Source organism: Methylocystis sp. Uni0008 (assembly GCF_056838045.1).
On sequence record NZ_CM166370.1, the window covers coordinates 3301815 to 3328691 of the forward strand.

Below are 26877 nucleotides of genomic sequence, written 5' to 3' on the forward strand. Positions count from 1 at the left end.
TTCGCTTAGTCTAAGTTTGTGCGCTCGGCGTCAAAGGGATGTCAAATGATCGAAGAAAACTGGCGACGTGTCGACGACTACATCGCGGCGACGCTGATTTCCAAAGAAGAAGCGCAGGAGGATACGCTTGCGTGCAACGCACGCGAGAATCTTCCGGCGATCGACGTTTCGCCGCCGCAAGGGAAACTGCTGCATCTAGTCGCATGTGCGATCGGCGCCAAACGCATTCTCGAAATCGGGACGCTTGGAGGCTACTCGACGATCTGGCTCGCGCGCGCCGTCGGCGAAGGCGGCAAGGTCGTCACCTTTGAGGTCGATCCGCGGCACGCCGAAGTCGCCCGCGCCAACATCGCGCGCGAAGGAATGAGCGCGCGCGTCGATCTGCGCGTCGGGCCGGCGATGGATCTGCTGCCGCAGCTTGAATCGGAGCGGGGCCAACCCTTTGATCTCGCCTTCATCGACGCGGACAAGCCGAGCAACGCCGCCTATTTCGATCATGCGTCGAGGCTGTCGAGGCCGGGCGCCCTGATCATCGTCGATAATGTCGTGCGGGAAGGGGGAGTCGCCGACCCCTCCACGACCGACAGCGGGGCGCTCGGCGCGCGGGCGCTGTTTGAAGCGGTCGCGGCGGAAGGGCGGGTAGAGGCGACGGCGGTGCAAACCGTCGGCGCCAAGGGCTGGGACGGCTTTCTGATCGCGCGCGTCAGATAGCCGCCTCGTCCGCCGGCGTCAGGCGTTGTCGAACGCCCGTTTGCCGCGCCTCTTGCGCGGCAGCGGCGCGCCATCCGCGCCAAACAGCGCCGCCTCGACCTGATTGCCGCTGTCGTCGTAGCGCCAGGAGATGCGCGCGGCGCCTAGATCCTTGCGGATCGTGGGTTTGCCCTCGGCGTTGAAGTAGGCCTCCTCCACCTGATTGCCATTGGCGTCGTAGAAGCGCGCCACCCGGGCGGCGCCCAGGCTTTTGCGCTTCATCGGCCGTCCGGCGGGGTCGAAGTAGGTCTCCACGACCTCTACGCGTCCGCGCGTCGGCGCGGGATCGGCGATGCCTTCGGGGGCGACGCGTATGTCCTTGTCGCTCGGGGCGGTGAGCTTGCCCTTCTGGGAGCAGCGCCGCTCTCCCGAGGCGGCGTTACGCGTCGCCTTAACGAGACGCGTCGCCAAATGAGTTTTCTGTTCCATGGTCCCAAATCGCTGGGCGGTCCGATGGCTTGCCGCAACCGCCAGTCTGAGCTGAGCGGCGCATGCGCGATCTACGACGCAGGCGGACAAACGACGGAAACGCTGTTCTGACTCTCCCCCGCCGCGCGCTGCGCATGGTGGGGGCGTGGCGCCGCTGGCGCGGCGAGCGTCAGATCAGGACGGGAGGCGCGCGGGACCCGAGTGGCGGCGTCGCCGCCTCTGGACGCAGAGAGGTCTCGTCAAAGGCGAGCTTGATCGTCGAATAGGAGGCCGCCGGAGGCGGCTCGCCGACGAATGGAGAGGCGGCCGTCGCGCCGCCGAGCGACGCGCAATGCACGACGCAGCAGGCGTCGCCGCCGTGCCGAGCCGGGCGCGCCGGCGTCGAGGGATCGCCGGAGAGCGGCTGAGACGATTTGTCGAAGCAGATCGTGCTGGCGAAGAGGCCCGGCGCGCGTCCGCTGAACGAGACGCCGACTGCGAACCCTTGCAAAACAAACAGATAGGCGACGAGCAGGGTGACTGCCGTCGATCCGCACTGCCATGTCTTGATTTCGCTGCGCGCGCTCATAGCCCATCGAAGCTATTCATTGATCCCGTCAAGGTCAATGGCGACAGGGCGCCGGCAAGCATTTGTCGAGGGTCAGGGGCTCCAGGGCCGAGCTTCGTCCGGCGCGCCTTCGAGCGCCTTCTGAGCCTCGATGACCTCGAACAGCGCGCGCAGCGCTTCCTTCACGCCCGCTCCGCTCGCCGAGGAAAGGAGCAGCGGCGCGCGGCGCTCGGACGTCGGCGGCCCCGCGGAGGCGATCGCCCGCTTCAGCCGCTCCCGCTGCTTCTTCAGATGCTCCGGATCCACCGCGTCGATCTTGGAAAGCGCGACAATTTCGGGCTTCTCGGCGAGGCCGGCGCCATAGGCGGCGAGTTCGCCGCGCACGACCTTGTAAGCCTTGCCGGCATGTTCGCCCGTCGCGTCAATGAGATGCAGCAGCGCGCGGCAGCGTTCGACATGGCCGAGAAAGCGGTCGCCGAGCCCGTGGCCCTCATGCGCGCCTTCGATCAGCCCGGGGATGTCAGCCAGCACGAATTCCCGATCGTCGCTGCGCACGACGCCAAGCCCTGGGTGCAGCGTGGTGAAAGGATAATCCGCGATCTTGGGCTTCGCAGCTGTCACAGTGGCCAGGAAGGTCGACTTGCCGGCGTTTGGCAGGCCGACCAGCCCGGCGTCGGCGATCAGCTTCAGCCGCAGGATGATGGTGCGCTCCTGGCCGTCCTGGCCTGGATTGGCGCGGCGCGGCGCGCGATTGGTCGACGTCGTGAAATGAGCGTTGCCGAAGCCGCCGTTGCCGCCCTTGCAGATGACGACGCGCTGCCCGACCTCGGTCAGGTCAGCGACGAGCGTCTCGCCATCCTCCTCGAAAATCTGGGTGCCGACCGGCACTTTCAGCACGGCGTCGGCGCCGCGCCCGCCGGCGCGGTTCTTGCCCATGCCGTGCCCGCCGGTCTTGGCCTTGAAGTGCTGCTGGTAGCGGTAGTCGATCAGCGTATTGAGCCCGGCGACGCATTCGGCGACGACGTCGCCGCCACGCCCGCCGTCGCCGCCGTCCGGACCGCCGAATTCGATGAATTTCTCGCGCCGGAAGGAGACGGATCCCGCGCCGCCATCGCCGGAGCGGACATAAACGCGCGCCTGGTCGAGGAATTTCATATCGCGCTCACGGAGAAAAGAAGCGCGGGCGTCGGGCGCCGAACAGCGTATGCGCTTCGCCGCGTTTCAACTCGAAAAGCTCCACCTCCACGTCGCCGCCGCGCGCCGGCGCAGGCCGCACGCCGCGGCCGATCGGCCGGAAGCCGAGCTTCTCATGGACATGCAGCGACGAGCGATTGTCCGGCCGCGCCGAAGAGACGATCCGATCGAGCGAGGTGATCCCGAAGGCGAGGTCGATCAGCCCCCTGGCGGCCTCGGTCGTATAGCCTTGCCCCCAATAAGGCTTGCCGAGCCAGAATCCGAGCGTCGCCGAGCCGCGGCGGTCGGCCCCGTGGAGACTCACCAGCCCGATCGCTTCATTGGGCTGATTCTTGGGCGTGACGACGAGGTGCAGACCGCCGCCCGCGCCGTTCTCTTCCCGCGCCAGGGCGATGAAGGCGTCCGCGTCATGCGTCTCATAGGGATGAGGGATGCTCGCCGTCATCAGCGCGACGTCGGGATCGCCGACGTGCCGGCGAATCTCGTCCGCGTCAGCCGCGCGCGGCCAGCGCAGCCACAGTCTTTCGGTCTCGAGCCGGAAAACGTCGTCGCGGGTAATTTCGGGAAACATTCATTGCTCCAAGCGACATCGGAAATTGGCCCAAGAGCCTTAAAGGAGCGTGCTCCTTTCCGGCTCGTCACGGCTCTTCCGGACATCCCGCCTGAAACGTTCCCGCCTTGGATCCGCGAGAGAGCGAGTCGAGACGACCATGTTCCGCCGGAAGGGCCGGCGGCAGGTCGTCCCTACCGCCTTACTCGGCTGCGGCCGGCGTCGGCGTGACCGATACGCTGGAGCGTCCGCCGCTCGACTTGAATTCCACGACGCCGTCGACGAGCGCAAAAAGCGTGTGGTCCTTGCCGATCCCGACGTTGCGGCCAGGATGCCACTTGGTGCCGCGCTGACGCACGATGATATTGCCGCCGACGACGGCTTCGCCGCCGAATTTCTTCACGCCGAGGCGCCGCCCGTCCGAATCGCGGCCGTTGCGGGATGAGCCGCCTGCCTTCTTGTGAGCCATGGTTTCGCTCCGATTTTCCTGTGCGGCGACTGGGCCGCTCTAACTGCTGCGGCGAGAGGGCGGTCAGCCCTCGATCGCGGTGATCCTCACAAGCGTCAGGTCCTGACGATGGCCGCGCTTGCGCTTTGAATTCTGCCGACGCCGCTTCTTGAAGGCGATCGACTTGGGGCTGCGCGTCTGCTCGGCGATCTCGCCGGAGACTTTCGCGCCCGCGACGGTCGGCGCGCCGATCCTGGGGCTGTCGCCGCCAAGCATGAGCACTTCGTCGAAGGTGACGGCGTCGCCCGGCGCGCCGTCGAGCGCCATGACGGTGATCACGTCTCCAGCGGCGACGCTATATTGCTTGCCGCCTGTTTTGATGACTGCGAACATCTTTTTTTCCTGTGTTCGTCCCGACGCTGGCGCTTCCGCCGGCCGGCTTCTTTGCAGTTGAGCGCTTCGCATCGATGCGGCGCAAAGGCGCGCAAACGAAAAACGCGGCGAAACCGCCGCGCCGAAGCGAGGTTTATCTACGCTTCATGCGCCGCGACTGTCAATATGCGTGGGACTGATTGGTCTTGGGCGGATCGTGTGACCCTTATGAAAACTGACGCAGCAGTGAGACGCCCGCAACGAGCCCAACCGCCGCAAGTCCCACGGACGCCGCGACATAGAGAGACGCCATCGCGAATTCGCCGCGCTCGAAAAACAGGACGGTCTCCAGCGAGAAGGCCGAAAAGGTGGTGAAGCCGCCAAAGAGCCCGGTCGTGAGGAACAGTCGCCACTGCTGCGACGCCTCGCCCCTGAAGGCGAGATAGCCAATTATCGCGCCCATCAGGAATGACCCCAGAACGTTCGTCGTCAGCGTCCCGAGAGGCAAGCCGACCAGTCGGCCCATCAGAAGATTGACGCCGTGACGCGCGGCCGCGCCCAATCCTCCGCCGAGAAACACAATCAAAAAGCCCATGGCGTCCTCCTCAAGACCAGGCGGAAGACAAAATGCGCTGCGGCGGGGTGGCGTTGAGACGCTCCTACCGGGCGCAGTTCTGCGTCCTTGCGGCAGGAGCCATCAGCCTTCGTTCAGGCGGTTATGGGGAGCTCCATCCCCATCTGGCCAGCACCGTAATAGAGCCGGGGCCTAATGGAAAGCTGAGCCGGCGCAGACGCGAGTTTCAGTAGGGCTGAAGCGCCAAAGCCGTTGGCCGGATGAGCCCCGCTGCCGCGGAACGGTCCTCGTCCTTGAGCGTTAACCCGTTGTTGAGATGGCACAGCTTGCTTTGAGACGGCGAGGCGGCAAGCGCCTCGACCAAACTATTAAAATTATTTTTCAGGGGAGGACAAATTCATGCAGACGATTTGCAAATTGACCCTCGTCTTGGGGCTTTCCATGCTGCCTTCTACGAGCGCCTTTGCCGCCAAGGTCGGAGAAATGTGTGGAGGCATCGTTCCGATCGAATGCGACAAGGGCCTGTGGTGCGATCCCGATCCCGGCAATTGCGGCGGCGCCGACATTTCGGGAAAATGCGTGGAAATTTCTGACGCGTGTACGAGAGAGTTTATTCCCGTTTGCGGCTGTAACGACAAAACTTATGGGAACGACTGTGAGCGGCAGGCCGCGCGGGTCGCCAAAAAGTCAGACGGCGAGTGCAAAAAATCCTATAAATGAAGCGTCTATCGGATGGCGCGCGTCGCAATCAAACCCGCGCCATTCTGTAGGCTAGTCGAAGCAGCCGCTGGCCTGCATCTGAACGATCCAGATCGCGCAGGCTCCCTTGGCGCGCTCGTAACGGCGGCGGCGATAGCCGCCCTCGAATCCGCCATATCCATCGAAGCCGCCATAGCCATCGCCGTCATCGTCGTCGGGATAGCCGCCATAGCCTTGTCCGTAGCCCGGACCGTAACCCTCGTAAGGGCCGCCCGGCCCGCCGCGCTGATGCTGGCGCATGCATTTGTTGTAGTTCGCCGCGATGGCGAGGCAGAGCGGCGCATTGGCCGCTTCGGCGATCGACGCAGAAAGAACGGCGCAAGCCGCGCCGGCAAGAACGCAGGTGACGAGCCGCATGCGGGCGTTTTCCTTGATTGCGCCCCTCAGCGCTCTTGTGAGGTCATTCTCGAGCAGGGCGGCTGAAAACAAGCTGAACAGTCCCGTCTCAGCTTAGCGCGCCGATCACCAGCCGGCGATGCGGCGGCAGGAGGAGTCGCCCGCGCCGAATGCGTAGTGATCGCCGCAGGCGAAGGCCACCGGCGGTTCGCCCGTCTGTTCGAAGATGTCGTAGCCCTCCTTCAGATTGCGCCAGAACGGGGCCCAGTGCTGATAGTTGCCCCCCGCGCCGACGAAGGCGAGCCAGCTGCCGCCGGTCTCCCGGGCGATCATCTGCTCGGTCAGGCGGAAGGGGAAAATATGCACCTGCACCTCGCGCTGGCCGGCGCGCAGCGCCGCCTCGACGAAGGCGTAGATTTCCTCGATGCCACGGTCGGTCATCGCGAAACAGCCGACCGACTTGCAGGCGCCATGGACCATCACGAGCCCGCCGGTCCGCCCGTTCTGGCGATCGAAGGCGTTCGGATAGCCGACGTTGAAGGCGCGGTGGTAGTTGGAATGGGGATGCAGCTGCTTCGCCGACACGCTGTAGAAGCCTTCCGGCGACTGGTAATCGGCTTCCTTTTGCTTGGGGCCGAGCTTGCCGGACCATTTGCAGATCGGAAAGGTCTTATAGAGCGAGAAGCGGCTATTGTTCTTGCGCAGCCAGAGCTCGAGCTGGCCTTCCTGCTTGAAGATCCGCACGAAGACCTGGTCGCCCATGCCGTAACGAACCGGAGCTTCCTGCTGGAAGGCGTCGTCCGGCGCCGGCCGCAGGGAGGGCTCGACGGCGCGCGCCACCTGAGCGGGCTGCTGGGCCGGCTCCGCCGGTCCCGTCGGCGTCCCCTCCAGCGCGGCTCTGGCGGACGGCTCCTGCGGCCGGGCCGGCGGCAGCGGCGCATTGGCGAGGGCCGGCGTCGTCGCCGGGGGTTCGGCGGCCTGCGGCTGTTCGGCGGGAGTCGTCGCGGCTGCCTCGGCGGCGGCCTCCGCGAACTTTTCCGCAAGCTCGGCGAGATTGGCGGGCCGTGAGGGCGGGAGCGGCGTGACCTTCTCGACGGTCTCCGGCCGCGCGGGCGCCGGCGCGGGCGGGAAGGAGATCGAGCCTTCGATGCCCTCGCCCGGCGGCAGCGCCGCGACTTCGGCCGAGGGCTCGGCTGCCGCGGGCGGGGTGGGCGGCGGCGCGGGCGGAAAGGCGCCGGGCTGCATGCGAAGCGCGGTGCGGCGCAAGCCGGTCGGCAGCGCGCCGCCCCAGGCGCTGAGCGCGGCCGGGCCGAGCACAGGCGATTTGCTCTCGCTCGTCGGGAAATAGCGGAAGGCCACGACTCCGCCGGCGAGCGCCGCGACGGCGATCGCCGCCAGCGCCAATTGGGTCTGTCGCGGCGTCATGCGCCTGTGCAGCCTCTCATGGAGATTCTGAGCCGAGATTCCAAACCTGAGCCTGGGCCGAGGAAGACCACCGGAAAAAGGCGGATTAGTGGCCTTCGAAGGCGACGAGGGTGCGCACCGGCACGCCGAGCGCCTCGAGTCGCTTCACGCCGGCAAGATCCGGAAGGTCGATCACGAAACAGGCGGCGACAACCTCGGCGCCGGCCTGGCGCAGCAGCTTCACCGCGCCCTCGGCGGTGCCGCCGGTGGCGATGAGGTCGTCGACGAGGATCACGCGCTCGCCGGGAGAGACCGCGTCTTCATGCATCTCCATTTCGTCGACGCCATATTCGAGCTCATAGGCGACCGAAACCGTGCGATGCGGCAGCTTGCCCTTCTTGCGGATCGGGATGAAGCCGGCGGAAAGCTGATGCGCCACCGCGCCGCCGAGAATGAAGCCGCGCGCCTCCATGCCCGCGACCTTGGCGATCTTGTCGCCGCACCAGGGCTGCACGAGTTCGTCGACCGCCTTGCGGAACGCCTTGGCGTCGCCGAGCAGCGTGGTGATGTCGCGAAACAAGATGCCCTTCTTGGGATAATCGGGAATGGTGCGAATGGCGTCGGCGAGCGGCATGAGACAGCCTTCGGATCAGCGGCGAAGATCGCCGCGCAGGGATGGAGATGGCGTAACCGCCACGCTCGCAGAGATACACGCAGGGCGGGGCAGGGCGCAAATTGGGGGTGCTCAATCACGGCATCTGGCGAACAACGATACATCGATCTTGTGCAATTGGCATTCATACCTCCCCCTTGCGGGGAGGTCGGCGGGCGCAGCCAAGTTTACGCAGCCTGCGTAAACTTGGCTGCGAGCCGACGGGTGGGGTTCTCGACGCGCAAAATCGGGTGGATGTTACCCCACCCGACCCCGCTTCGCGGGGCCACCCTCCCCGTAAAGGGGAGGGATTTGCCGTAAAGGGGAGGGATTTGCAAACGCCTGAAATTCGCTGCTGCCTTTGCCGCTGCCTTTATAGGGTCGACTGCAATAGCTTTACCTTTTGTAATGGATGGAAACGCCAGGACGCGAAATGCTCATCGAGAACAAGCGTCAACTATCTCGTTGAAGTCTGGTTTATAAAGAATGACGCGTTCGAAAATTTGCGACGTTAACATTGGAACATTGACCGTGATCTCCTGATCCTGAGCGCGATCAACCCAGTCAACGATGATCAAAGCCAGTATGCATCACATGGCTGGTATTCTAGGGCCTTTGCTTCTTTCTCGCGGAGAATGTCAGTCAAAAGTTTGCGGAGAGATAAAGTCGAGCGTGTAAACCTGAGCAATTGGCCATCTGGGATCGGGATACTCCCGCGCGTTCAGATACACGGTCAGCAGCTCAGGAGAGGTCGCAAAAACTTCAGGGTCGATGGGTCCTGTTGAATGTCTCTCGATCCGACTTGCAAGGTCCGCCAATTCAGTGGTGAGGGCAGCCATACGCCGGGATCGTATGGGGGACTTTGCATTGAATTGAATTGTAAGCTCGAAGTCGCGTCCACCCATTTGGCGGTAGTGGCTCTGCGCAGCGGCTACAACCTTCGTTCGCCGTTCTCTTTGGCGCTGTTCGCTGGCGTCGTCGGAGCCGGGACGAACGTAAAGATTGGTGATCTCCACACCGATTTTTCGGTCGAGATGAAGGATCACATCCGGCTTGTCGCCGTAGTCGGGTATAGCAACCAAACCGGATGCTTGTCGAAAGAGGTCAAAGTAATATTTTTCGGCTTCTTGTTGTGATCCAAGTCGTCGAAAATCCGTGCTGCCAGCCCTCAAACCTGTGCTCCTGCTGACTCGAAGTCTCACAAGGAGAGTCTAATAGCGTCCCCCACCTGCGATAAGGTTCACAGCGTGATATTTGTCATCCTGTGGCGCCGTTGTAATCGCTGCCTCACTGCCTACCCCCCATTCACCCGCTTCATCACCGCGTCGAGCTTCTTGAGCAGTTCCGGATCGCGCGCATCGGGGGCGGTGACGATGGCGTTCTCCAGCGCGCGGTCGGAGCCGATCGGGCAGGGTTCGTGCTCGCGCGGAAACTCCGCCAACACCCGCGCCAGCAGACGCGCGACGGTCGCCGAGTTCTTCTGAACCACCGCGATCACCGAGGCGATGTCGACATTGTCGTGCTCGGGATGCCAGCAGTCGAAATCGGTCACCATGGCGACCGTCGCGTAGGAGATTTCCGCCTCGCGCGCGAGCTTGGCTTCCGGCATCGCCGTCATGCCGATCACGTCATAGCCGGCAGCCTTGTAGGTGAGCGATTCGGCGTAGGACGAAAACTGCGGGCCTTCCATGCAGACATAGGTTCCGCCGGCGACGTGTTCGATGTTCTCGGCCTTCGCCGCGGCGCCGATGCGCGCGGAAAGTAGAGGGGCGATCGGATGCGCCATCGACACATGGGCGACGCAGCCGTCGCCAAAGAAGGAGGACTGCCTGGCGAAGGTGCGGTCGACGAATTGATCGATCAGCACGAACAACCCCGGAAACAGCTCGGATTTGAACGAGCCGCAGGCCGAGACCGAAATCAGGTCGGTGACGCCGGCGCGCTTCAAGGCGTCGATATTGGCGCGGTAGTTGATCGTCGAGGGGGAGAGCCGGTGGCCGCGCCCGTGCCGCGGCAAAAAGACCGCCTGCGTGCCGCCCAGCTCGCCGAAGACGAGTTCGTCGGACGGCGCGCCCCAGGGCGTCGCGACGCGCTCGCGGCGTATGTTGGTCATTCCGGGCAAATCATAAACGCCTGACCCGCCGATTATTCCGACGACCGCTCTGGTCATGAACCACCTCTCCTGCTTGGCTATTGCTTGACCGGCGAAAAGCCGGCGCCGAAAATCGCGGCAATGTGACAGGGTTGCGCCCCTAAAACGCCTGTGTTAGGGGACGCTCGCCTTGGAACTGGGGCGCAGCCGCCCCCGTTCCTTTTCCTACAGCATCCGTCGTTTGAGGCTAACCGCTTAATCGTCGCGAACGTGCGATTTGCACAGCGAGCGGCGTTCTCAAATCGGCGTAGATTGACGAGCGAACCAGGTGGCTCAAGACGGAGATTCCCTATCGGGCGTTGCGGGTCGCTACGCCTCCGCCCTCTATGATTTGGCGACGGAGAAACACGCCGCCGATGAGGTCGCCGCGGCGCTCGATCGATTCAAGGTTTTGCTCGACGGCAGCGACGATCTCAAGCGCATGGTGAAAAGCCCGGTGTTCTCCGCCAAGGAGCAGATCGACGCCCTCGAGCCGGTTCTCAACAAGGGGCAGATCTCTGGCATCGCCGCCAATTTCATCCGGCTCGTCGCCGCCAAGCGGCGCCTCTTCGTCATCGCCGACATGATCGCCGCCTATCGCCGTCTGCACGACAAGGCGAAGGGTCTGGTGCGCGCCGACGTGACCATCGCGGCGCCGCTGAAACCCGATCATGAAGCCGCGCTGCGCGACGCGCTCGCCGGCGTCACCGGCGGCAAGACCATCGATCTCAACATCAAAACAGATCCGTCGATCATCGGCGGCCTGATCGTCAAACTCGGTTCGCGCATGGTCGACGCTTCCGTTCGCACCAAGCTCAACTCAATCCGCACACGCATGAAAGAGGTCGGCTGATGGATATCCGCGCCGCAGAAATTTCCGCGATCCTCAAGAAGGAGATCGCCAACTTTGGCGCCGAGGCCGAGGTCACCGAGGTCGGCCAGGTTCTCTCCGTCGGCGACGGCATCGCGCGCGTCTACGGACTCGACAATGTGCAGGCCGGCGAGACGGTCGAATTCGAGAACGGCGTGCGCGGCATGGCGCTCAATCTCGAAACCGACAACGTCGGCATCGTGATTTTCGGCTCCGACCGCGACATTAAGGAAGGCCAGACGGTCAAGCGCACCGGCGCGATCGTCGACGTGCCGGTCGGTAAGGAGCTTCTCGGCCGCGTCGTCGACGCGCTCGGCAATCCGATCGACGGCAAGGGCCCGATCAAGACGGCGCAGCGCGCGCGCGTCGACGTCAAGGCGCCCGGCATCATTCCACGCAAATCCGTGCATGAGCCGATGGCCACGGGCCTCAAGGCCGTCGACGCGCTGATCCCGATCGGCCGCGGCCAGCGCGAACTCATCATCGGCGACCGCCAGACCGGCAAGACCGCGATCGCGCTCGACACGATCCTCAACCAGAAGTCCTTGAACGACGGCGACGACGAGAAGGCGAAGCTCTACTGCGTCTATGTCGCCATCGGCCAGAAGCGCTCGACGGTCGCGCAATTCGTCAAGGTGCTCGAGGAGCGCGGCGCGCTCGACTATTCGATCATCGTCGCCGCGACGGCTTCCGATCCGGCGCCGATGCAGTTCCTTGCGCCCTTCTCCGGCTGCGCGATGGGCGAGTATTTCCGCGATAACGGCATGCACGCCGTCATCATCTATGACGATCTGTCGAAACAGGCCGTCGCCTACCGCCAGATGTCGCTGCTGCTGCGCCGCCCGCCGGGCCGCGAAGCCTATCCGGGCGACGTCTTCTATCTGCATTCGCGCCTGCTCGAGCGCGCCGCGAAGCTTTCGGACGATCGCGGCGCTGGCTCGCTGACCGCGCTGCCGGTCATCGAGACGCAGGCGAACGACGTGTCGGCCTATATTCCGACGAACGTCATCTCGATCACCGACGGCCAGATCTTCCTGGAGACGGATCTCTTCTACCAGGGCATTCGTCCTGCCGTGAACGTCGGCCTTTCGGTCTCTCGCGTCGGCTCGTCGGCGCAGACCAAGGCGACGAAGAAGGTCGCCGGCAAGATCAAGGGCGAACTCGCGCAATACCGCGAAATGGCGGCCTTCGCGCAGTTCGGCTCCGACCTCGATGCGGTGACGCAGCGCCTCTTGAATCGCGGCGCGCGGCTGACCGAACTCCTGAAGCAGCCGCAGTTCTCGCCGCTGAAGATGGAAGAGCAGACCTGCGTGATCTATGCCGGGGTCAACGGCTATCTCGATCCGCTGCCGGTCAACCGCGTGCGCGCTTTCGAGGACGGCCTTCTCGCGCTGCTGCGCTCGCAGCACAGCGACATCCTCGAGAGCATTCGCTCGACGAAGGATCTGACCGACGACACGGCGGCGAAACTCAAGAGCGTCGTCGAGAGCTTCGCCAAGAGCTTCGCTTAGCGGCGACGTCGTGGCCGGGCCTGTCCCGGCCATTTGCGCGTGAGGCAAAGCGCGGTTAAGCGGAAAAAGATGCGTTCACGCGCATCGTTTTCTGGGTGCATTCAGAACGTGCCGGCGGATGCCGGGACAGGCCCGGCGATGACGGGCGTTGGTGAACCGAGACAGGCAAAACGATATGCCCTCGCTGAAGGATCTCAGAAACCGCATCTCTTCCGTCAAGGCGACGCAGAAGATCACCAAGGCCATGCAGATGGTCGCCGCCGCCAAGCTGCGCCGCGCCCAGTCCGCGGCGGAAGCGGCGCGGCCCTACGCAGAGCGCATGGAATCGGTGCTCGCCAATCTCGCCTCCGGCGTGACGGCGGGCGGACCGCCGCTTCTGGCCGGCAACGGCAAGGACGACACGCATCTGCTGATTGTCGCCACCGCCGAGCGCGGCCTCTGCGGCGCCTTCAACTCCTCGATCGTGCGTCTCGCCCGCGAGCATGTCGCGCGGCTCCAGGATCAGGGCAAGACCGTCAAGATCCTCTGCGTGGGTAAGAAGGGCTACGAGCAGCTCCGCCGCCAGTATGAGCGCAACATCATCGAACTCATCGAGCTGCGCGGCGTCAAGCAGATCGGTTTCGACAACGCCGACGAGATCGGCAAGAAGATCATCCGCATGTTCGAGGAAGGCGACTTCGACGTCGCGACGCTGTTCTTCTCGCGTTTCAAATCGGTGATCTCTCAGATTCCGACTGCGCAGCAGCTCATCCCGGCGCAGATCCCATCGAATGAAAACGCGCCGGCCGTCGAAGGCCCGCAGCCTTCCTATGAATATGAGCCGGGGCAGGACGAGATTCTTTCGACGCTGCTGCCCCGCAACATCTCCGTGCAGGTGTTCCGCGCGCTGCTCGAAAACGCCGCCTCCGAACAAGGCGCCCGCATGAGCGCGATGGACAACGCCACGCGCAACGCCGGCGACATGATCAAGAAGCAGACGACGATCTACAACAGGTCGCGTCAGGCGATGATCACCAAGGAGCTCATCGAAATCATCTCGGGCGCCGAGGCGCTCTGAGGCATTTTAGGACGAGGACCAAACATGGCCGCCAATAAGCCCAGCGGGCGCATCACCCAAGTCATCGGCGCCGTCGTCGACGTGCAGTTCGACGGGCATCTGCCTGAGATTTTGAACGCCCTCGAGACGACGAACCAGGGCAATCGCCTGGTTCTCGAAGTCGCGCAGCATCTTGGCGAAAATTCCGTTCGCACCATCGCCATGGACTCGTCCGAAGGCCTGGTGCGCGGTCAGGAAGTCAGCGACACCGGCGCGCCGATTTCGGTTCCGGTCGGCGACGAGACGCTTGGCCGCATCATCAACGTCATCGGCGAGCCGGTCGACGAGGCCGGTCCGCTCAACACCGGCAAGACCCGCGCGATCCACCAGCCGGCGCCCTCCTATTCGGAGCAGGCGACCGAAGCGCAGATTCTCGAAACCGGCATCAAGGTCGTCGATCTGCTCGCGCCCTACGCCAAGGGCGGCAAGATCGGCCTCTTCGGCGGCGCGGGCGTCGGCAAGACCGTGCTGATCATGGAGCTGATCAACAACATCGCCAAGGCGCATGGCGGTTACTCCGTCTTCGCCGGCGTCGGCGAGCGCACCCGCGAGGGCAACGACCTCTATCACGAGATGATCGAGGGCGGCGTCAACAAGAAGGGCGGCGGCGAAGGTTCGAAATGCGCGCTGGTCTACGGCCAGATGAACGAGCCGCCGGGCGCGCGCATGCGCGTCGCGCTTTCGGGCCTGACGGTCGCCGAGGATTTCCGCGACCGCGGCATGGACGTGCTGTTCTTCGTCGACAACATCTTCCGCTTCACCCAGGCGGGTTCGGAAGTCTCGGCGCTTCTCGGCCGCATCCCCTCGGCGGTCGGCTATCAGCCGACGCTCGCGACGGACATGGGCGCGCTGCAGGAGCGCATCACCACGACGACCAAGGGTTCGATCACCTCGGTGCAGGCGATTTACGTTCCGGCCGACGACTTGACCGATCCGGCGCCAGCCACCTCCTTCGCGCACTTGGACGCGACGACCGTGTTGTCGCGTTCGATCGCCGAGAAGGGCATCTATCCGGCGGTCGACCCGCTCGACTCGACCTCGCGCATGCTGTCCCCGGCGATCGTCGGCGAAGAGCATTACGACGTCGCGCGCAAGGTGCAGTCGACGCTGCAGCGTTACAAGTCGCTGCAGGACATCATCGCGATTCTCGGCATGGACGAGCTTTCGGAAGAGGACAAGCTCGTCGTCGCCCGCGCCCGCAAGATCGAGCGCTTCCTGTCGCAGCCCTTCCACGTCGCGGAAGTGTTCACCGGCTCGCCGGGCAAGCTCGTCGCGCTCGCCGATACGATCAAGGGCTTCAAGGGCCTCGTCGAAGGCGAATACGACCACCTGCCGGAGGCTGCCTTCTACATGGTCGGCTCGATCGAAGAGGCGGTCGAAAAGGCCGCCAAGCTCGCCAAGGAAGCGGCTTAGTTTTCAGAAGCGTCATGGCCGGACTTGTTCCGGCCATCCGCTAATAGGTTTTCGTGGATGGCCGGGTCGAGCCCGGCCATGACGGGCAAGAGCATAGAGCGCCGTCGGAGAGAGTCATGGCCGCATTCCATTTCGAACTCGTGTCTCCCGAGAAGCACCTCTTCTCCGGCGAGGTCGAATCGGTTGTCGCGCCCGGCGCCGACGGCCAGTTCACCGTGCTCAAGGACCATGCCCCGGTGATGACCACGCTGAAGGCCGGCGTCGTGACGGTGGCCGGCGGCGACGGCAAGGTCGAGAAGCTGTTCGTGCGCGGCGGCTTCGCCGACGTCAACGCGTCCGGCTTTACCATTCTCGCCGAACAGGCGATCCCGCTCGCCGAGATCGACCTCGCCAGGGTCGACGCCGACATCCAGAACGCGCGCGAAGACATCGCCGACGCCAAGTCCGACGAAGCGCGCCTCGCCGCATCCGACAAGCTCGCGCAGCTGCAGGAATTGCGCGCGGCGATCGGCGGCTGAGCGATCGCTGGCGATCGGCCTCTGGCGTTAGACCCGCCTGCTACGCCAATTCTCGTTCGGCGTTAGGCGCTTCCTCTCCGCGTCATGCCCGCGCTTGTCGCGCGCATCCACGTGATGCGGCTTCGCTCCTAATCGACGTTTGCGCATCCCTCGGCGCGGATGGCCGGGAAAAGCCCGGCCATGACGGCGGAAAGCGCGCGCTTCTATGTCCACGGCGCGGTTTACGCCTCGCCCACCTCATCTGACGCCGTCGTCTCCTCGAGCTCGGCGTCGATGATGTCGCCGCGCCGCTCCGCCGGCGCGAGTTCGGAGCGCGACTGCGCCACCGCGCGTATCGCGTCTCCAATTTCCGGATTGCGATTCGTCAGCGTCTGCAGGTCATAGGCGTCGAGGACAAGCAGCTTCGTCGCCGCCGTCGCCCGCACGTCGGCGGTGCGCGACGTCTTTTGCAGAACGGCGACCTCGCCGAAGAACTGTCCTACCCCGAGCCTGACATTCTCGTGAGGCAGTTCGACCTCGACTTCGCCCTCGGCGATGAAATACATGGAATGCGCGGGATCGCCCTTGCGCACGATCAATGCGCCGCGCGGTATGGACTGCGCCCGAAGGTAGCGCATGATCTCGGCGATGCCCGTCGCGTCGATTCCGCGAAACAGCGGCACGCTTGCCACCATCGTCCAGGTCACGACGAATTCGCGGCGGTGAATCTCTTCGGCGAAGGCGGTCGCGAGGATGCCCACCGGCAATCCCAGCAGCAGAAAGCCCGTCACCATGGCGAAGGAGGCGATGAGCTTTCCCGCGAGCGTCAGCGGAATGACTTCGCCATAGCCCACGGTCGTCACCGTTTCCACCGCCCACCACATGGCGTCCGGAATGGTGCCGAATTTTTCGGGCTGCGCCTCGTGTTCGGCGAGATGCATGGCGGTTGAAAAGAACAGCACCGCGCCGAACAGAATGATCAGCCAGGCGAGCAGCGCCTTGCGCTCGGCCTCGATCACCGCGAGCAAGGTGCGGATGCCGGGCGAATAGCGCGCGAATTTGAAGAACCGCAGCAGACGCAGCATCAAGAAGACGCGCAGATCCGCCGAAAAGTAGAACGAAAGATAGAAGGGCAGGAAGGCGGCGAGATCGATCAGCGCCCAGACCGACCCGATGAAGGCGATCCTGGCCGCCGTCGGCGAGCGATCGGCGTAAAGCGCGTGTTCGGGCGCGCACCAGACGCGCAGCGTATATTCGAGCGTGAAGGCGGCGACCGCGACATATTCGATGACGTTGAAGACGCGGGCGTAGCGCTCGCCATATTCGGGCACCGATTCGAAAATCACCGAAACGACCGAGAGCAGCACGAGCCCGATCAGCGCGCGGTGAACGATGCGCGCGACGCGGTCATGACTGCCGCCGTCCAGGACGACGTGGACGCGCCGCCGCAACAAAGCCAGACCGCGCCGCCGGTCCGGCTCGCTCATGGCGCGGCCGCTTTTCCGCGCAGCGCGTCCTCGACCGAGGCGAGCGCCTGATCGATGGCGGTGGCGTCAGGGCCGCCCGCCTGGGCGAGATCCGGCCGGCCGCCGCCGCCCTTGCCGCCGAGCTTGACGCTCGCGGCGCGGACGAAATCCACGGCGCTGTATTTCCCGGTGAGATCGTCGGTGACGCCGACGACGATGCCGGCCTTGCCGTCGGGCGAGGCGCTGGCGATGGCGACGACGCCCGAGCCGATCGCCTTCTTGGCGTCGTCGACCATCGACTTCAGATCCTTGGCCTCGATGCCTTCCACCGCCCGCGCCAGCAGCTTGACGCCGCCGATGTCGCGCGGCTTCTCCGCGGCGCCGTCGCCCGCGCCGCCGCCCATCGCCAGCTTGCGCTTGGTTTCGGCGAGTTCGCGCTCCAGCCGCTTGCGCTCTTCGATGAGCGTGGCAAGCCGCGTCGGCGCGTCTTCGACCGGCGCGCGCATCAGCGCCGCCATGTCGCGCAGCGCGCGCGACTGCGAGACGAGCTGGCTCCGCGCGCCCTCGGCGGTGCGCGCCTCGATGCGGCGCACGCCAGAGGCGACCGCGCCCTCGCCGACGATGGCGATGAGGCCGATGTCGCCGGTGCGGCCGACATGCGTGCCGCCGCACAGTTCGACGGAGAAGGGGTGCGCGGCGCCGGGTCGCAGCGGGCCCATCGAGACGACGCGCACTTCGTCGCCGTATTTCTCGCCAAAGAGCGCGCGCGCCCCGGATCGGATCGCGTCGTCTTGCGCCATCACACGGGTCTCGACCGGCGCATTGTCCTGAACGATTTCGTTGGCGAGCGTCTCCACGCGCGCCAGCTCCTCTTCGGTGAGGGGCTTGGGATGGGTGAAGTCGAAGCGCAGGCGGTCCGGCGCGACGAGCGATCCCTTTTGCGCGACATGGTCGCCGAGCACCTGGCGCAGCGCCTCATGCAGAATATGCGTCGCCGAGTGATTGGCGCGGGACTGCTTGCGCCGCTCGTGCTCGACGTCGAGTTCGAGCGCGAGGCCGGGCGTGATCTCGCCTTCCTCGACGACGCCCTCGTGAACGATGAGATCGCCGAGCTTTTTGAGCGTATTCTCGACCCTAAACCGCACGCCGCGGGCGCGCATCACGCCGACGTCGCCGACCTGCCCGCCCGATTCGCCGTAGAAGGGCGTCTGATTGAGAATCACCGCCCCGCGCGCGCCTTCCTTTAATGAAAAGGCCTCGGCGCCGTCATGAAGGATGGCGGTGACGACGCCCTCGCTTCTTTCCGTCTCGTAGCCCAGAAATTCGGTCGCGCCGAGACGCTCCTTCAGCGCAAACCACAGCGCCTCGGTCGCGGTTTCGCCGGAGCCGGACCAGGCCTTGCGCGCTTCGGCGCGCTGGCGCTCCATCGCCGCGTTGAACACCTCCTTGTCGACGCCGATGCCGCGCGGGCGCAGCGCGTCCTCGGTGAGATCGAGCGGGAAGCCATAGGTGTCGTAGAGCTTGAACGCCGTTTCGCCGGAGAGCTTCGCGCCGGCTCCGAGCGCCGCCGTTTCCTCGTCGAGGATCGCGAGGCCGCGCGCCAGCGTCGCGCGAAAGCGCGTCTCTTCGGTGAGCAACGTATCGGCGATGAGCGCCTGCGCGCGAACGAGCTCCGGATAGGCCTGGCCCATCTCGGCGACGAGCGTCGGCGCGAGCTTCCACATCAGCGGCTCTTTGGCGCCGAGCAGCTGCGCATGCCGCATGGCGCGGCGCATGATCCGGCGCAGCACATAGCCGCGGCCTTCGTTCGAGGGCGTCACGCCGTCGGCGACGAGGAAGGAGGAGGCGCGCAGATGGTCGGCGATGACGCGATGGCTCGCGCCCTGCGGCCCGTCGGCGGCAACGCCGGTGAAATCGGCGACGGCGCCGGTCAGCGCGCGGAAAAGATCGATGTCGTAATTGGAGGTCACGCCCTGCATCAGCGCGGCGATGCGCTCCAAGCCCATGCCGGTGTCGATCGAGGGGCGTGGCAGCGGCGCGCGCTGGCCGGGCGCCACCTGCTCATATTGCATGAACACGAGGTTCCAGAACTCCAGGAACCGGTCGCCATCCTCGTCCGGACTGCCGGGCGGCCCGCCGGCGAGCGCCTCGCCCTGGTCGTAGAAAATCTCCGAGCAGGGGCCGCAGGGGCCGGTGTCGCCCATGCTCCAGAAATTGTCGGAGCTGGCGATGCGGATGATGCGCTCGTCAGAGAAGCCGGCGATCTTCTTCCACAGATCATAGGCCTCGTCGTCGTCGTGGTAGACGGTGACGAGCAGCCGGTCGACGTTGAGGCCGAATTCGCGCGTGATCAGCGTCCAGGCGAGTTCGATCGCGCCTTCCTTGAAATAATCTCCGAAGGAGAAATTGCCGAGCATCTCGAAGAAGGTGTGATGGCGCGCGGTATAGCCGACATTGTCGAGGTCATTGTGCTTGCCGCCGGCGCGCACGCATTTCTGCGCCGACGCGGCGCGCGCATAGGGGCGCTTCTCGACGCCGGTGAACACGTTCTTGAATTGCACCATGCCGGCGTTGGTGAACATCAACGTCGGGTCGTTGTGCGGGACGAGCGAGGACGAGGGGACCTTCTCGTGCCCCTTGTGCGCGAAATAGTCGAGAAAGGCGGTGCGGATCTGGTTGACGCCACTCATGCGGTCACGGCTCGCTGAATGCGTCTTCGCGCGAAAGCGGCTTCTGCGCCGATGCGGGAGACGCGTTAAAACAATAACCTGGAGCGGCTTTTCGTTTCAACGAAACAGGCGACGGCCCGAGGTTGCGGCGAAGGCTGCGGCAGGCGGCGCCTCGCGCGCTTCGTCATGGGCGATATGACAGTTTCAGGGCCAAACGGCAATGGCGGGAGGCAGGCGCCGATTCGCCGGCGCCCGCCTCCCGCCCTTGGTCGCGACGTCGCTGAAGCGCGCGCCAGGCGCGCTTCAGTCGACCGGATCGCGAGGGGACCCGGATAGGCCTATTCGTCGTCGTCCTGCGCCGCATCGAGAATGCGCTCGGCGATCAACCCGGCGTTCTCGCGGATCGCCTGCTCGATGTGCTGCGCCGCCTCGGGGTTCTGCTTGAGGAACGTCTTGGCGTTCTCGCGGCCCTGGCCGAGCCTCTGGCTGTCGTAGGAGAACCAGGCGCCCGATTTCTCGACGACGCCGGCCTTGACGCCGAGGTCGATCAATTCGCCCATTTTGGAGACGCCCTCGCCATACATGATGTCGAATTCGACCTGCTTGAACGGCGGGGCGACCTTGTTCTTCACCACTTTGACGCGGGTCTGGTTGCCGATCGCCTCGTCACGGTCCTTGATCGCGCCGATGCGGCGGATGTCGAGACGCACCGAGGCGTAGAATTTCAGCGCGTTGCCGCCGGTGGTCGTCTCGGGCGAACCATACATCACGCCGATCTTCATGCGGATCTGGTTGATGAAGATGACGAGCGTGTTGGAGCGGGCGATCGAGGCGGTGAGCTTGCGCAGCGCCTGGCTCATCAGCCGCGCCTGCAGGCCGGGCTGCACCTCGCCCATCTCGCCCTCGATTTCCGCGCGCGGGGTCAGCGCCGCGACCGAATCGACGACGAGCACGTCGACGGCGCCGGAGCGGACCAGCGTGTCGGTGATCTCGAGCGCCTGCTCGCCGGTGTCGGGCTGCGAAATTAAGAGTTCCTCGAGATTGACGCCGAGCTTGCGGGCATAGACGGGATCGAGCGCATGTTCGGCGTCGACGAAAGCGCAGACGCCGCCCGCCTTCTGCGCCTCGGCGATGACGTGCAGCGTCAGGGTGGTCTTGCCCGAGGATTCCGGGCCGTAGATTTCAACGACGCGGCCGCGCGGCAGGCCGCCGACGCCGAGCGCGATGTCGAGCCCGAGCGAGCCGGTGGAGATCGTCTCGATCTCGACGGCCTTCTGGTTCTTGCCGAGCCGCATGATCGAGCCCTTGCCGAAGGCGCGCTCGATCTGCGACAGCGCGGCGTCCAGCGCCTTGGTCTTGTCCACGGAAGTCCCTTCCACGAGGCGGAGGTTGGCTTGGCTCACGGCTGAAAATTCCTTCTGACACGGTTAGCTAGGCGCACGCAACGGCCGCTGCGAGGGCGTCGTGGGTCAAGGGCGCGAAAGCAAGAAGGGGACTGGCGCGCCTGACCCTGAACTCCAGTGTGCATGATTTGTTCTTTTTGCCAAGTTCTTTTTTTGTTCGAATGATGCGACATCGCTTTCTTGGTTAAAGCTAAACACCGACGTTGAAGGGCTGGCGTGGAGAAAGCCTCTAGATGTGGGCCAAGCGTATGCCGATTGAACCTTCCGCTCCACACGCGGCTCTTCCCCCCTTCCGCGAGCGGGCGCCGTGGTTCGGCGGCGATCTGCAGACGCTGCGCAACATCATCGTCGGCGGGCCGCCGGAGCTTATCGGCGGCGAGCGGCTGCTGCTCGCCATGCCCGACGGCGACAGGCTCGCGGCGCGGCTTGACCGTCCGGCCACGGAAACCGGCGCGCCGCTGATCGTTGTGGCGCATGGGCTCGCCGGCTCCGAATCGAGCCGCCACGGCGTCGCCACCGCGCGCTATTTCGTCGGCGAGGGCTGGCCCGTCCTGCGCCTCAATCTCAGAGGCGCGCAACCCTCGCGCCCGACCTCGGGCGGGCGCTACCACGCCGGCAAGACCGATGATCTCGCCGCGGCGCTTCGCGCGTTGCCCGCCGATCTCGTGCGACATGGGATCGTGCTCCTCGGCAATTCGCTCGGCGGCAATCTCGTGCTGAAATTCGTCGGCGAGGGCGGCCATGATCTGCCGGTGCGCGCGGCCGTCGCGGTGTCGACGCCGATCGATCTCGCGGCGACCTGCGCCCGGATGATGGCACCCCGCAATTTCGCCTATCATCGCTACATGCTCGATGAGATGAAGCGCGAGGCGCTCGCGCCCAGCGCCGACCTCACCACGGCGGAACGCGCCGCGATCGCCGGCGCGCGCAGCGTGTATGAATTCGACGATCGCTTCGTCGCCCCGCATTTCGGCTATCGGGATGCGCAGGAGTATTATGAAGCGAACGCCGCCAAGAATTTCCTCGCCGGCGCCAGGCTGCCGACGCTGATCCTGCAGGCCCTGGACGATCCCTGGATTCCGGCGGCGTGCTATCGGGCGGTCGACTGGTCGAAGCTGCCCGCCATCGAGACCGCTCTGACCGCCGGCGGCGGGCATATGGGCTTCCATGGCGCCGACAGTCTCACGCCATGGCATGATCGCGTGAGCGCGCAATGGCTCAAGCAAAAAGGCCTCGGGCCGCGAGGCGCATCGGAGAGGGAATAGGCCGCAGCATGGACGCACGCCAGACGATGGTGTTCGGCGACAACGCCGGCGACTATCGCGCCTTTCGCCCGCATTATCCCGAGGCCCTCTTCGCCTGGCTCGCGCGCGCGGCGAAGGAGAATCGTCTCGCCTGGGATTGCGGCGCGGGGAGCGGCCAGGCGGCGATCGGCCTTGCGCGCCATTTCGCGAATGTCCTCGCCACGGATCCGGATTCCCGGCAGCTGGCGCTCGCGCCGAAAACGCCGAGCATCGACTATCGCCTCGCGCGCGCCGAAGACGATCTGGGCCTGCGCGAAGAAGTCGATCTCATCGCCTGCGCCTGTTCGATCCACTGGTTCGACCTGCCGCGTTTTTATGAAAATGCACGGCGCGTCCTGCGGCCCGGGGGGATCATCGCCGCATGGACCTATGACTGGCCCTGGACAGATGTCGCGCCGATCGATGCGGTCCTGCGCAGGCTGAAGGAAGATATTCTCGGCCCCTTCTGGGGCGCGAATGCTTCGCTTTACTTCAATCGCTACGAAACGCTGGAGTTTCCATTCAAGGAAATCAAAAGTCCGGTCTTTCATACGACGATCGCCCGCTCGAAAAACGATCTCGTGAGATTTCTCAAGACCTGGTCCGCGGTCGAAAAATACAGGCTGCGCTACGGCAGCGATCCACTGGCCCTGATCGATCAGGAGCTCCAGGACGCCTGGCGGGCGCAGCCGCCGACTCTGCCGCTGGCGGTCCCGCTTTACATGCGCTGCGGCGTCAATACGCCGTAAGCTTAGGAATTGGGCCGTCTATTGCGCGGCTATTCTATATGTCGCCCGCAGCTCTCCCTATTTTCGCCCGCTTCATGGCGACGATGAGGAATCGTCGCGTTGAGCCGATGCCGCGCAACTCCCCGAGGGATGGTTCAGCAAAGGACTGCAACATGCTTGAGGCGGGCAAAGTCTACAGAGTCACGACGCTGGTCAATTGCGAAGGCGCGTGGGACGAGGAAAGCGACTTCTGGACCGTGATGAAGGTCGAAGGCACTCGCGCCAAACTGACCAACGAAGATTGCGAAAGCCGGATCGTCGATACGGCGTCCTGGAACTTCGTCAAAGCCGAAGCCGTCGAATAGGCTTGGACGGATCCTAAGGGGCTGCGGGGGAACAGCGTTCCCCCGAGAAGAATGGCGGCTGCGCGCGGGCGCGGATCATCTGCATTTCATCAGCTGGTCGCTCTTGGTTGCACCATCCGCGGCGCATAGGCCAAAATGATCGTTCGCGTCGCCTTGAGTGCAGTTGATGAGGGGTGCGATTTTATTGTAGGCCGCGAAATAATAGCTGTCGAAGTCATGTGGTCGCGTTTTCCACGTGCTGAAATAATCAATTTCAGACTCAATGTTCATGTCCTTCATGCCGGCATTGTTCCCGCAGCTCGGCCAACCCTCCTCGGTGACGATGACCTGCTTATTCGTCTTGCTTCTGAGGCCGGCGACGGTGGCCTGAATGTCGTTTGCGACGCTCCTGCCGTTCACCTTTTCCGGAGAACCGCCCCAGAACGGATAGATATTCGCGCCGATGACGGTGACGTTCTGCAGCACTTTTTGAGGGTCGCTCGCCACGAGGCGAATCCAGTCCGGCTCGCGTTGCGCCGTGGTCACCAACACCTTGTTGCTGGTTCGGCTCCTGATCGTGTTCATGTCCGCAATGATCCGTTGCTGCAATGCCGGTTGCGGAATGCCTTGCCAATCGAACATGTCTTCATTGCCGACCACGACCGCCACGACTGTGTTGGGGTAGCTCTGAACGGCTTTAACAGCCGCATCGACCTGAGGGCTTGTCCAGTCTGGATGGTCGGGAAATTCATAGACGCCCAGCATCAGGCGGATTTTTCTTTCCGCAGCCAATTTCGTGATGTCCACGCAGTTCTGGCCATCGACCGGGCAATAGGTCGAGAAGAAGGTCTTGACGAGCGAGAAACCAAGCTTCTGAATTTGCACAAGATCATTGACGATAATCGTCGTCATCAGTCCAAAGTTGTTGGTCTTTTGCGCCTCGACATAATCGGCGCTGTGCGCAGGATCGTAATTTATGCCGTTCTCGGCGGCATAGGCGTGAGACGACGTGTAAATCGACGCCACAAGGGCGGCTCGAAACCAAGCCTTCATAAATTCCTCCAAGATATTTTAAAGACGAGCGAACTTAAATTGATTCAGCTCTTTTGAACGCACGAGTTGTACAATCCTGGTTTTTCAACGACAATTTATAGAGCGTCTCGGTTTGGCGTGACTAGGAGGCAAGATGCCACAAGCTTGAAAGCGGCGAGATGGATCTCGGCCCTTGAACGGCCGCGTCACCCCGCCTCCACGCCCGCCCGCACCTTCGCCGCCACGTCGCGGTAAAATTTGAACACCGGCGAGATGAAATCGTAGAGGGCCGCTTTGGTGACGATCATGTCTTTCATCACCAAACAATCGATATTGGTATTGAGGAAGCAGTATACCGCGTCCGCCGGAGTTTCGACGATCGGCTCGCCCTTAACATTATACGACGTGTTCAGAAGCACCGGCACGCCGGTGAGCTTCTCGAACTCCTTCAACAGCCGGTAAAGCCGAGGGTTGGTTTCCTCGCACACGGTCTGCACGCGGGCTGTGCCGTCGACATGAACGATGGCGGGAATCTTGTCGCGCCATTCCGGCCGCACGTTCTGCGCCATCAGCATGAAGGGCGAATCATGATCGCCTTCAAAGATCTCCTTAGATCGCTCGGCGAGTACGATCGGCGCGAAGGGTCGGAAACTTTGGCGGAATTTGATGCGCTTGTTCAGGCGGTCCTTCATCTCCGAGGTGCGCGGATCGGCAAGCAGGCTGCGATTGCCCAGCGCACGTGGACCGAATTCCGACCGCCCCTGATACCAGCCGACCACCTTGCCCTCGGACAAGCGCTTGGCCGTCTCGGCGCAAATATCGTCGAAGGTTTCGGCGGCCGTCTCGAAACGGATGGGGAAGGCGTTCCGCGCCGCAGAGATCTCTTCGCCTGAATATTCGCGACCGAGATAGGCGTGCTTCATGACAAAATTACGCGGATGCTTCTGCAGCGCCAAGCGTCCATAGAGCGCGCAACCGATGGCGATGCCGTCGTCGCCGGCTGCCGGCTGGATCCACACATTGTCGAAACCGGCCTCACGGGCGATGCGGCCATTGGCGACGCAATTCAGCGCCACGCCGCCGGCGATAACGAGGTTCTTCGCGCGAGTCGTTTCTCGCAGCCATCTGGCGCGTGCGAGCAGAACGCGCTCGGCGTCGTCCTGAACGCGCCAGGCGAGATCCTGCCAATGCTCGATGGCGGCATTGCCTTCCCACTTGCGGCCCCTCATCGGTCCCCAGGGCTTGTCGAGCGACGCCGGCCACTCGAGAACCCGCAAGTTCTCCCCGTCCATTTCCAGTAAAGGCTCGACTTTGCCGGGCCGGCCATAGGGCGCGAGTCCCATCAACTCGCCGCATTTGTTCCAGTCGCCAAAAATATACGTGGAGGCGCGGCTGTAATAGGCGCCGAGCCCCGGCATGTTGAAGAACTCCTCGCTGAGGAAGCCGCGGACCGGCTCCATCCAAACCTTTTTCAAGGTTTCGATGCGGGAGCCCGAAAAGCTGTAATAGCTTTCGGATTCGCGCGCCAGGGGCGTGGCGATATCTGTCCTGGGAACTGGCTCCGTCACGTCCGAGCGATAGCTGCCTACGCCATCGACCACCATCACGACGCCCTCTTCAAAAGGCGAAGGCGCGAAAGCGCTATAAGCGTGCGCAAGATGATGGGAGACGTATTCGACCCGAACATCTTTGAAGAATTTTGGGTAGTCGGCAGGCTTGCAGCTTTCGTCCGGCGTGAAATAACGCAGCGGTTGATGGAGCATACGCCGCTCCATTTCGGTCGGCGGCAAAATATAGCAGTTGCGCACGACGAGATCGATGTCGTCGATCGAAACGCCCTCTGCATTCAGACAATATTCGACCGGCTCCTTGTAAAAGCCGCCGTCGTGCTTCTCGCGCGTGATGCGCTCCTTTGCGATCGCCCAGCCGAGTTCGCCGTTACGCAGCAAACAGGCGCTCGCGTCATGATCGTAGGCGTTGATTCCCAAAACATAGGCGGGCTTGTTGGTCATTGCTCTCTCGGCGGCGCGCGAGGCGAAAGAAACCCCTCACGCAGCGAACGCAACGAGCCTCGCCCGGGCGAACAGTCCCAGCAAGAGAAACCCGTCGTGGAAATATGAAACTGTAGCGGAGCCCGGAAGCCGTCGTCAGCAGTGCCACACCCACGCCCCACGCCACCAGCGCCAACCGCAACCGCGGCCGCGATCCCCACGCCACCCGCGATCCCCCCTGCCACGGTCGCCGCGGCCCCCTCTGTCACCTCGATCTCCGCGGTCGCCTCGATCTCCGCGGTCGCCTCTATCTCCGCGGTCGCCTCTGTCGCCGCGATCCCCGTCCTCAGCGGCGGCGATTGTCGCGCTCCCTAACGATAGGCCAGCGACAACTCCGCATTGAATGATGACGATCGACAGCGCCGCC

At 64.1% G+C, this 26877-nt stretch carries 27 protein-coding genes and 1 riboswitch; of the genes, 10 read left to right on the forward strand and 17 right to left on the reverse strand.

Translation table 11 applies throughout. The features are described from left to right. The first annotated feature begins 45 nt into the window (after window positions 1–45). Window positions 46–711, forward strand: a complete 666-nt coding sequence (locus tag AC0X69_RS16475) for an O-methyltransferase (protein WP_482608894.1) — start codon at window positions 46–48, stop codon at window positions 709–711. 18 nt (window positions 712–729) lie between these two features. Here the strand turns inward: AC0X69_RS16475 and AC0X69_RS16480 are convergent, their stop codons facing one another. The 7 genes from AC0X69_RS16480 to crcB all read right to left on the reverse strand — a co-directional run bounded on the left by AC0X69_RS16480 (window position 730) and on the right by crcB (window position 4885). After that, window positions 730–1179, reverse strand: coding sequence for a hypothetical protein (locus AC0X69_RS16480; protein ID WP_482608896.1), 450 nt, complete (start codon window positions 1177–1179; stop codon window positions 730–732). Between the two features lie 169 nt (window positions 1180–1348). After that, the gene (locus AC0X69_RS16485; RefSeq protein WP_482608898.1) at window positions 1349–1747 is read right to left on the reverse strand and encodes a DUF2946 family protein; all 399 of its coding nucleotides are present in this window, start codon (window positions 1745–1747) and stop codon (window positions 1349–1351) included. A gap of 72 nt (window positions 1748–1819) precedes the next feature. Then, entirely contained in the window at window positions 1820–2881 is a 1062-nt protein-coding gene (gene obgE / locus AC0X69_RS16490) for a GTPase ObgE (RefSeq protein WP_482608900.1), read from the reverse strand. A gap of 7 nt (window positions 2882–2888) precedes the next feature. Then, complete coding sequence (locus tag AC0X69_RS16495) at window positions 2889–3491, reverse strand: GNAT family N-acetyltransferase (RefSeq protein ID WP_482608902.1); 603 nt, start codon at window positions 3489–3491, stop codon at window positions 2889–2891. A gap of 181 nt (window positions 3492–3672) precedes the next feature. Then, window positions 3673–3939, reverse strand: a complete 267-nt coding sequence (rpmA, locus tag AC0X69_RS16500; RefSeq protein ID WP_482608904.1) for a 50S ribosomal protein L27 — start codon at window positions 3937–3939, stop codon at window positions 3673–3675. 63 nt (window positions 3940–4002) lie between these two features. After that, the gene (gene rplU / locus AC0X69_RS16505; RefSeq protein WP_428380207.1) at window positions 4003–4311 is read right to left on the reverse strand and encodes a 50S ribosomal protein L21; all 309 of its coding nucleotides are present in this window, start codon (window positions 4309–4311) and stop codon (window positions 4003–4005) included. Window positions 4312–4516: 205 nt separating this feature from the next. Continuing rightward, complete coding sequence (gene crcB / locus AC0X69_RS16510) at window positions 4517–4885, reverse strand: fluoride efflux transporter CrcB (RefSeq protein WP_482608906.1); 369 nt, start codon at window positions 4883–4885, stop codon at window positions 4517–4519. An 86-nt stretch (window positions 4886–4971) separates the two neighbouring features. After that, a riboswitch (Fluoride riboswitch) is annotated at window positions 4972–5035 on the reverse strand. A 228-nt stretch (window positions 5036–5263) separates the two neighbouring features. Here crcB and AC0X69_RS16515 point away from each other — a divergent pair. Continuing rightward, the gene (locus AC0X69_RS16515; protein WP_482608908.1) at window positions 5264–5584 is read left to right on the forward strand and encodes a Kazal-type serine protease inhibitor family protein; all 321 of its coding nucleotides are present in this window, start codon (window positions 5264–5266) and stop codon (window positions 5582–5584) included. 51 nt (window positions 5585–5635) lie between these two features. Here the strand turns inward: AC0X69_RS16515 and AC0X69_RS16520 are convergent, their stop codons facing one another. From AC0X69_RS16520 to AC0X69_RS16540, 5 genes are all read right to left on the reverse strand, one after another. Further along, a complete protein-coding gene (locus AC0X69_RS16520; protein WP_482608910.1) occupies window positions 5636–6052 on the reverse strand; it encodes a hypothetical protein in 417 nt (138 codons plus the stop codon). A 33-nt stretch (window positions 6053–6085) separates the two neighbouring features. Next, complete coding sequence (locus AC0X69_RS16525; protein ID WP_482608912.1) at window positions 6086–7384, reverse strand: L,D-transpeptidase family protein; 1299 nt, start codon at window positions 7382–7384, stop codon at window positions 6086–6088. 85 nt (window positions 7385–7469) lie between these two features. Continuing rightward, a complete protein-coding gene (locus tag AC0X69_RS16530) occupies window positions 7470–7997 on the reverse strand; it encodes an adenine phosphoribosyltransferase (protein ID WP_482608914.1) in 528 nt (175 codons plus the stop codon). Window positions 7998–8653: 656 nt separating this feature from the next. Next, complete coding sequence (locus AC0X69_RS16535; protein WP_482608916.1) at window positions 8654–9187, reverse strand: hypothetical protein; 534 nt, start codon at window positions 9185–9187, stop codon at window positions 8654–8656. 122 nt (window positions 9188–9309) lie between these two features. After that, entirely contained in the window at window positions 9310–10185 is an 876-nt protein-coding gene (locus AC0X69_RS16540) for an S-methyl-5'-thioadenosine phosphorylase (RefSeq protein ID WP_482608918.1), read from the reverse strand. A gap of 250 nt (window positions 10186–10435) precedes the next feature. Between AC0X69_RS16540 and AC0X69_RS16545 the strand changes: the two genes are divergently transcribed. The 5 genes from AC0X69_RS16545 to AC0X69_RS16565 all read left to right on the forward strand — a co-directional run bounded on the left by AC0X69_RS16545 (window position 10436) and on the right by AC0X69_RS16565 (window position 15555). Beyond that, entirely contained in the window at window positions 10436–10999 is a 564-nt protein-coding gene (locus AC0X69_RS16545; protein WP_482608920.1) for a F0F1 ATP synthase subunit delta, read from the forward strand. After that, a complete protein-coding gene (gene atpA, locus AC0X69_RS16550; RefSeq protein ID WP_482608922.1) occupies window positions 10999–12528 on the forward strand; it encodes a F0F1 ATP synthase subunit alpha in 1530 nt (509 codons plus the stop codon). The genes AC0X69_RS16545 and atpA overlap by 1 nt, the downstream gene beginning before the upstream one ends. A 175-nt stretch (window positions 12529–12703) precedes the next feature. After that, on the forward strand, window positions 12704–13585 hold the full coding sequence (locus tag AC0X69_RS16555) for a F0F1 ATP synthase subunit gamma (protein ID WP_482608924.1): 882 nt from the start codon (window positions 12704–12706) through the stop codon (window positions 13583–13585). Between the two features lie 24 nt (window positions 13586–13609). Then, a complete protein-coding gene (gene atpD, locus AC0X69_RS16560) occupies window positions 13610–15037 on the forward strand; it encodes a F0F1 ATP synthase subunit beta (protein WP_482608926.1) in 1428 nt (475 codons plus the stop codon). 116 nt (window positions 15038–15153) lie between these two features. After that, a complete protein-coding gene (locus tag AC0X69_RS16565; RefSeq protein WP_482608928.1) occupies window positions 15154–15555 on the forward strand; it encodes a F0F1 ATP synthase subunit epsilon in 402 nt (133 codons plus the stop codon). A gap of 221 nt (window positions 15556–15776) precedes the next feature. Here the strand turns inward: AC0X69_RS16565 and AC0X69_RS16570 are convergent, their stop codons facing one another. From AC0X69_RS16570 to recA, 3 genes are all read right to left on the reverse strand, one after another. Beyond that, complete coding sequence (locus AC0X69_RS16570) at window positions 15777–17021, reverse strand: cyclic nucleotide-gated ion channel (protein ID WP_482608930.1); 1245 nt, start codon at window positions 17019–17021, stop codon at window positions 15777–15779. After that, window positions 17018–19690, reverse strand: a complete 2673-nt coding sequence (alaS, locus tag AC0X69_RS16575) for an alanine--tRNA ligase (protein WP_482608932.1) — start codon at window positions 19688–19690, stop codon at window positions 17018–17020. Before alaS ends, AC0X69_RS16570 begins: the two co-directional genes overlap by 4 nt. A gap of 317 nt (window positions 19691–20007) precedes the next feature. Further along, on the reverse strand, window positions 20008–21072 hold the full coding sequence (gene recA, locus AC0X69_RS16580; protein WP_482608934.1) for a recombinase RecA: 1065 nt from the start codon (window positions 21070–21072) through the stop codon (window positions 20008–20010). 233 nt (window positions 21073–21305) lie between these two features. Here recA and AC0X69_RS16585 point away from each other — a divergent pair, with 233 nt between their 5' ends. From AC0X69_RS16585 to AC0X69_RS16595, 3 genes are all read left to right on the forward strand, one after another. Next, entirely contained in the window at window positions 21306–22337 is a 1032-nt protein-coding gene (locus AC0X69_RS16585; protein ID WP_482608936.1) for a YheT family hydrolase, read from the forward strand. Window positions 22338–22345: 8 nt separating this feature from the next. Further along, window positions 22346–23104, forward strand: coding sequence for a class I SAM-dependent methyltransferase (locus tag AC0X69_RS16590; protein WP_482608937.1), 759 nt, complete (start codon window positions 22346–22348; stop codon window positions 23102–23104). Between the two features lie 107 nt (window positions 23105–23211). After that, window positions 23212–23448, forward strand: a complete 237-nt coding sequence (locus AC0X69_RS16595; RefSeq protein WP_482608939.1) for a hypothetical protein — start codon at window positions 23212–23214, stop codon at window positions 23446–23448. 75 nt (window positions 23449–23523) lie between these two features. Here AC0X69_RS16595 and AC0X69_RS16600 read toward each other — a convergent pair whose 3' ends face one another. After that, window positions 23524–24480, reverse strand: coding sequence for a glycoside hydrolase (locus AC0X69_RS16600; protein ID WP_482608941.1), 957 nt, complete (start codon window positions 24478–24480; stop codon window positions 23524–23526). A 185-nt stretch (window positions 24481–24665) separates the two neighbouring features. Further along, window positions 24666–26471, reverse strand: a complete 1806-nt coding sequence (locus AC0X69_RS16605) for a carbamoyltransferase family protein (RefSeq protein WP_482608943.1) — start codon at window positions 26469–26471, stop codon at window positions 24666–24668. Window positions 26472–26877 lie beyond the last annotated feature (406 nt).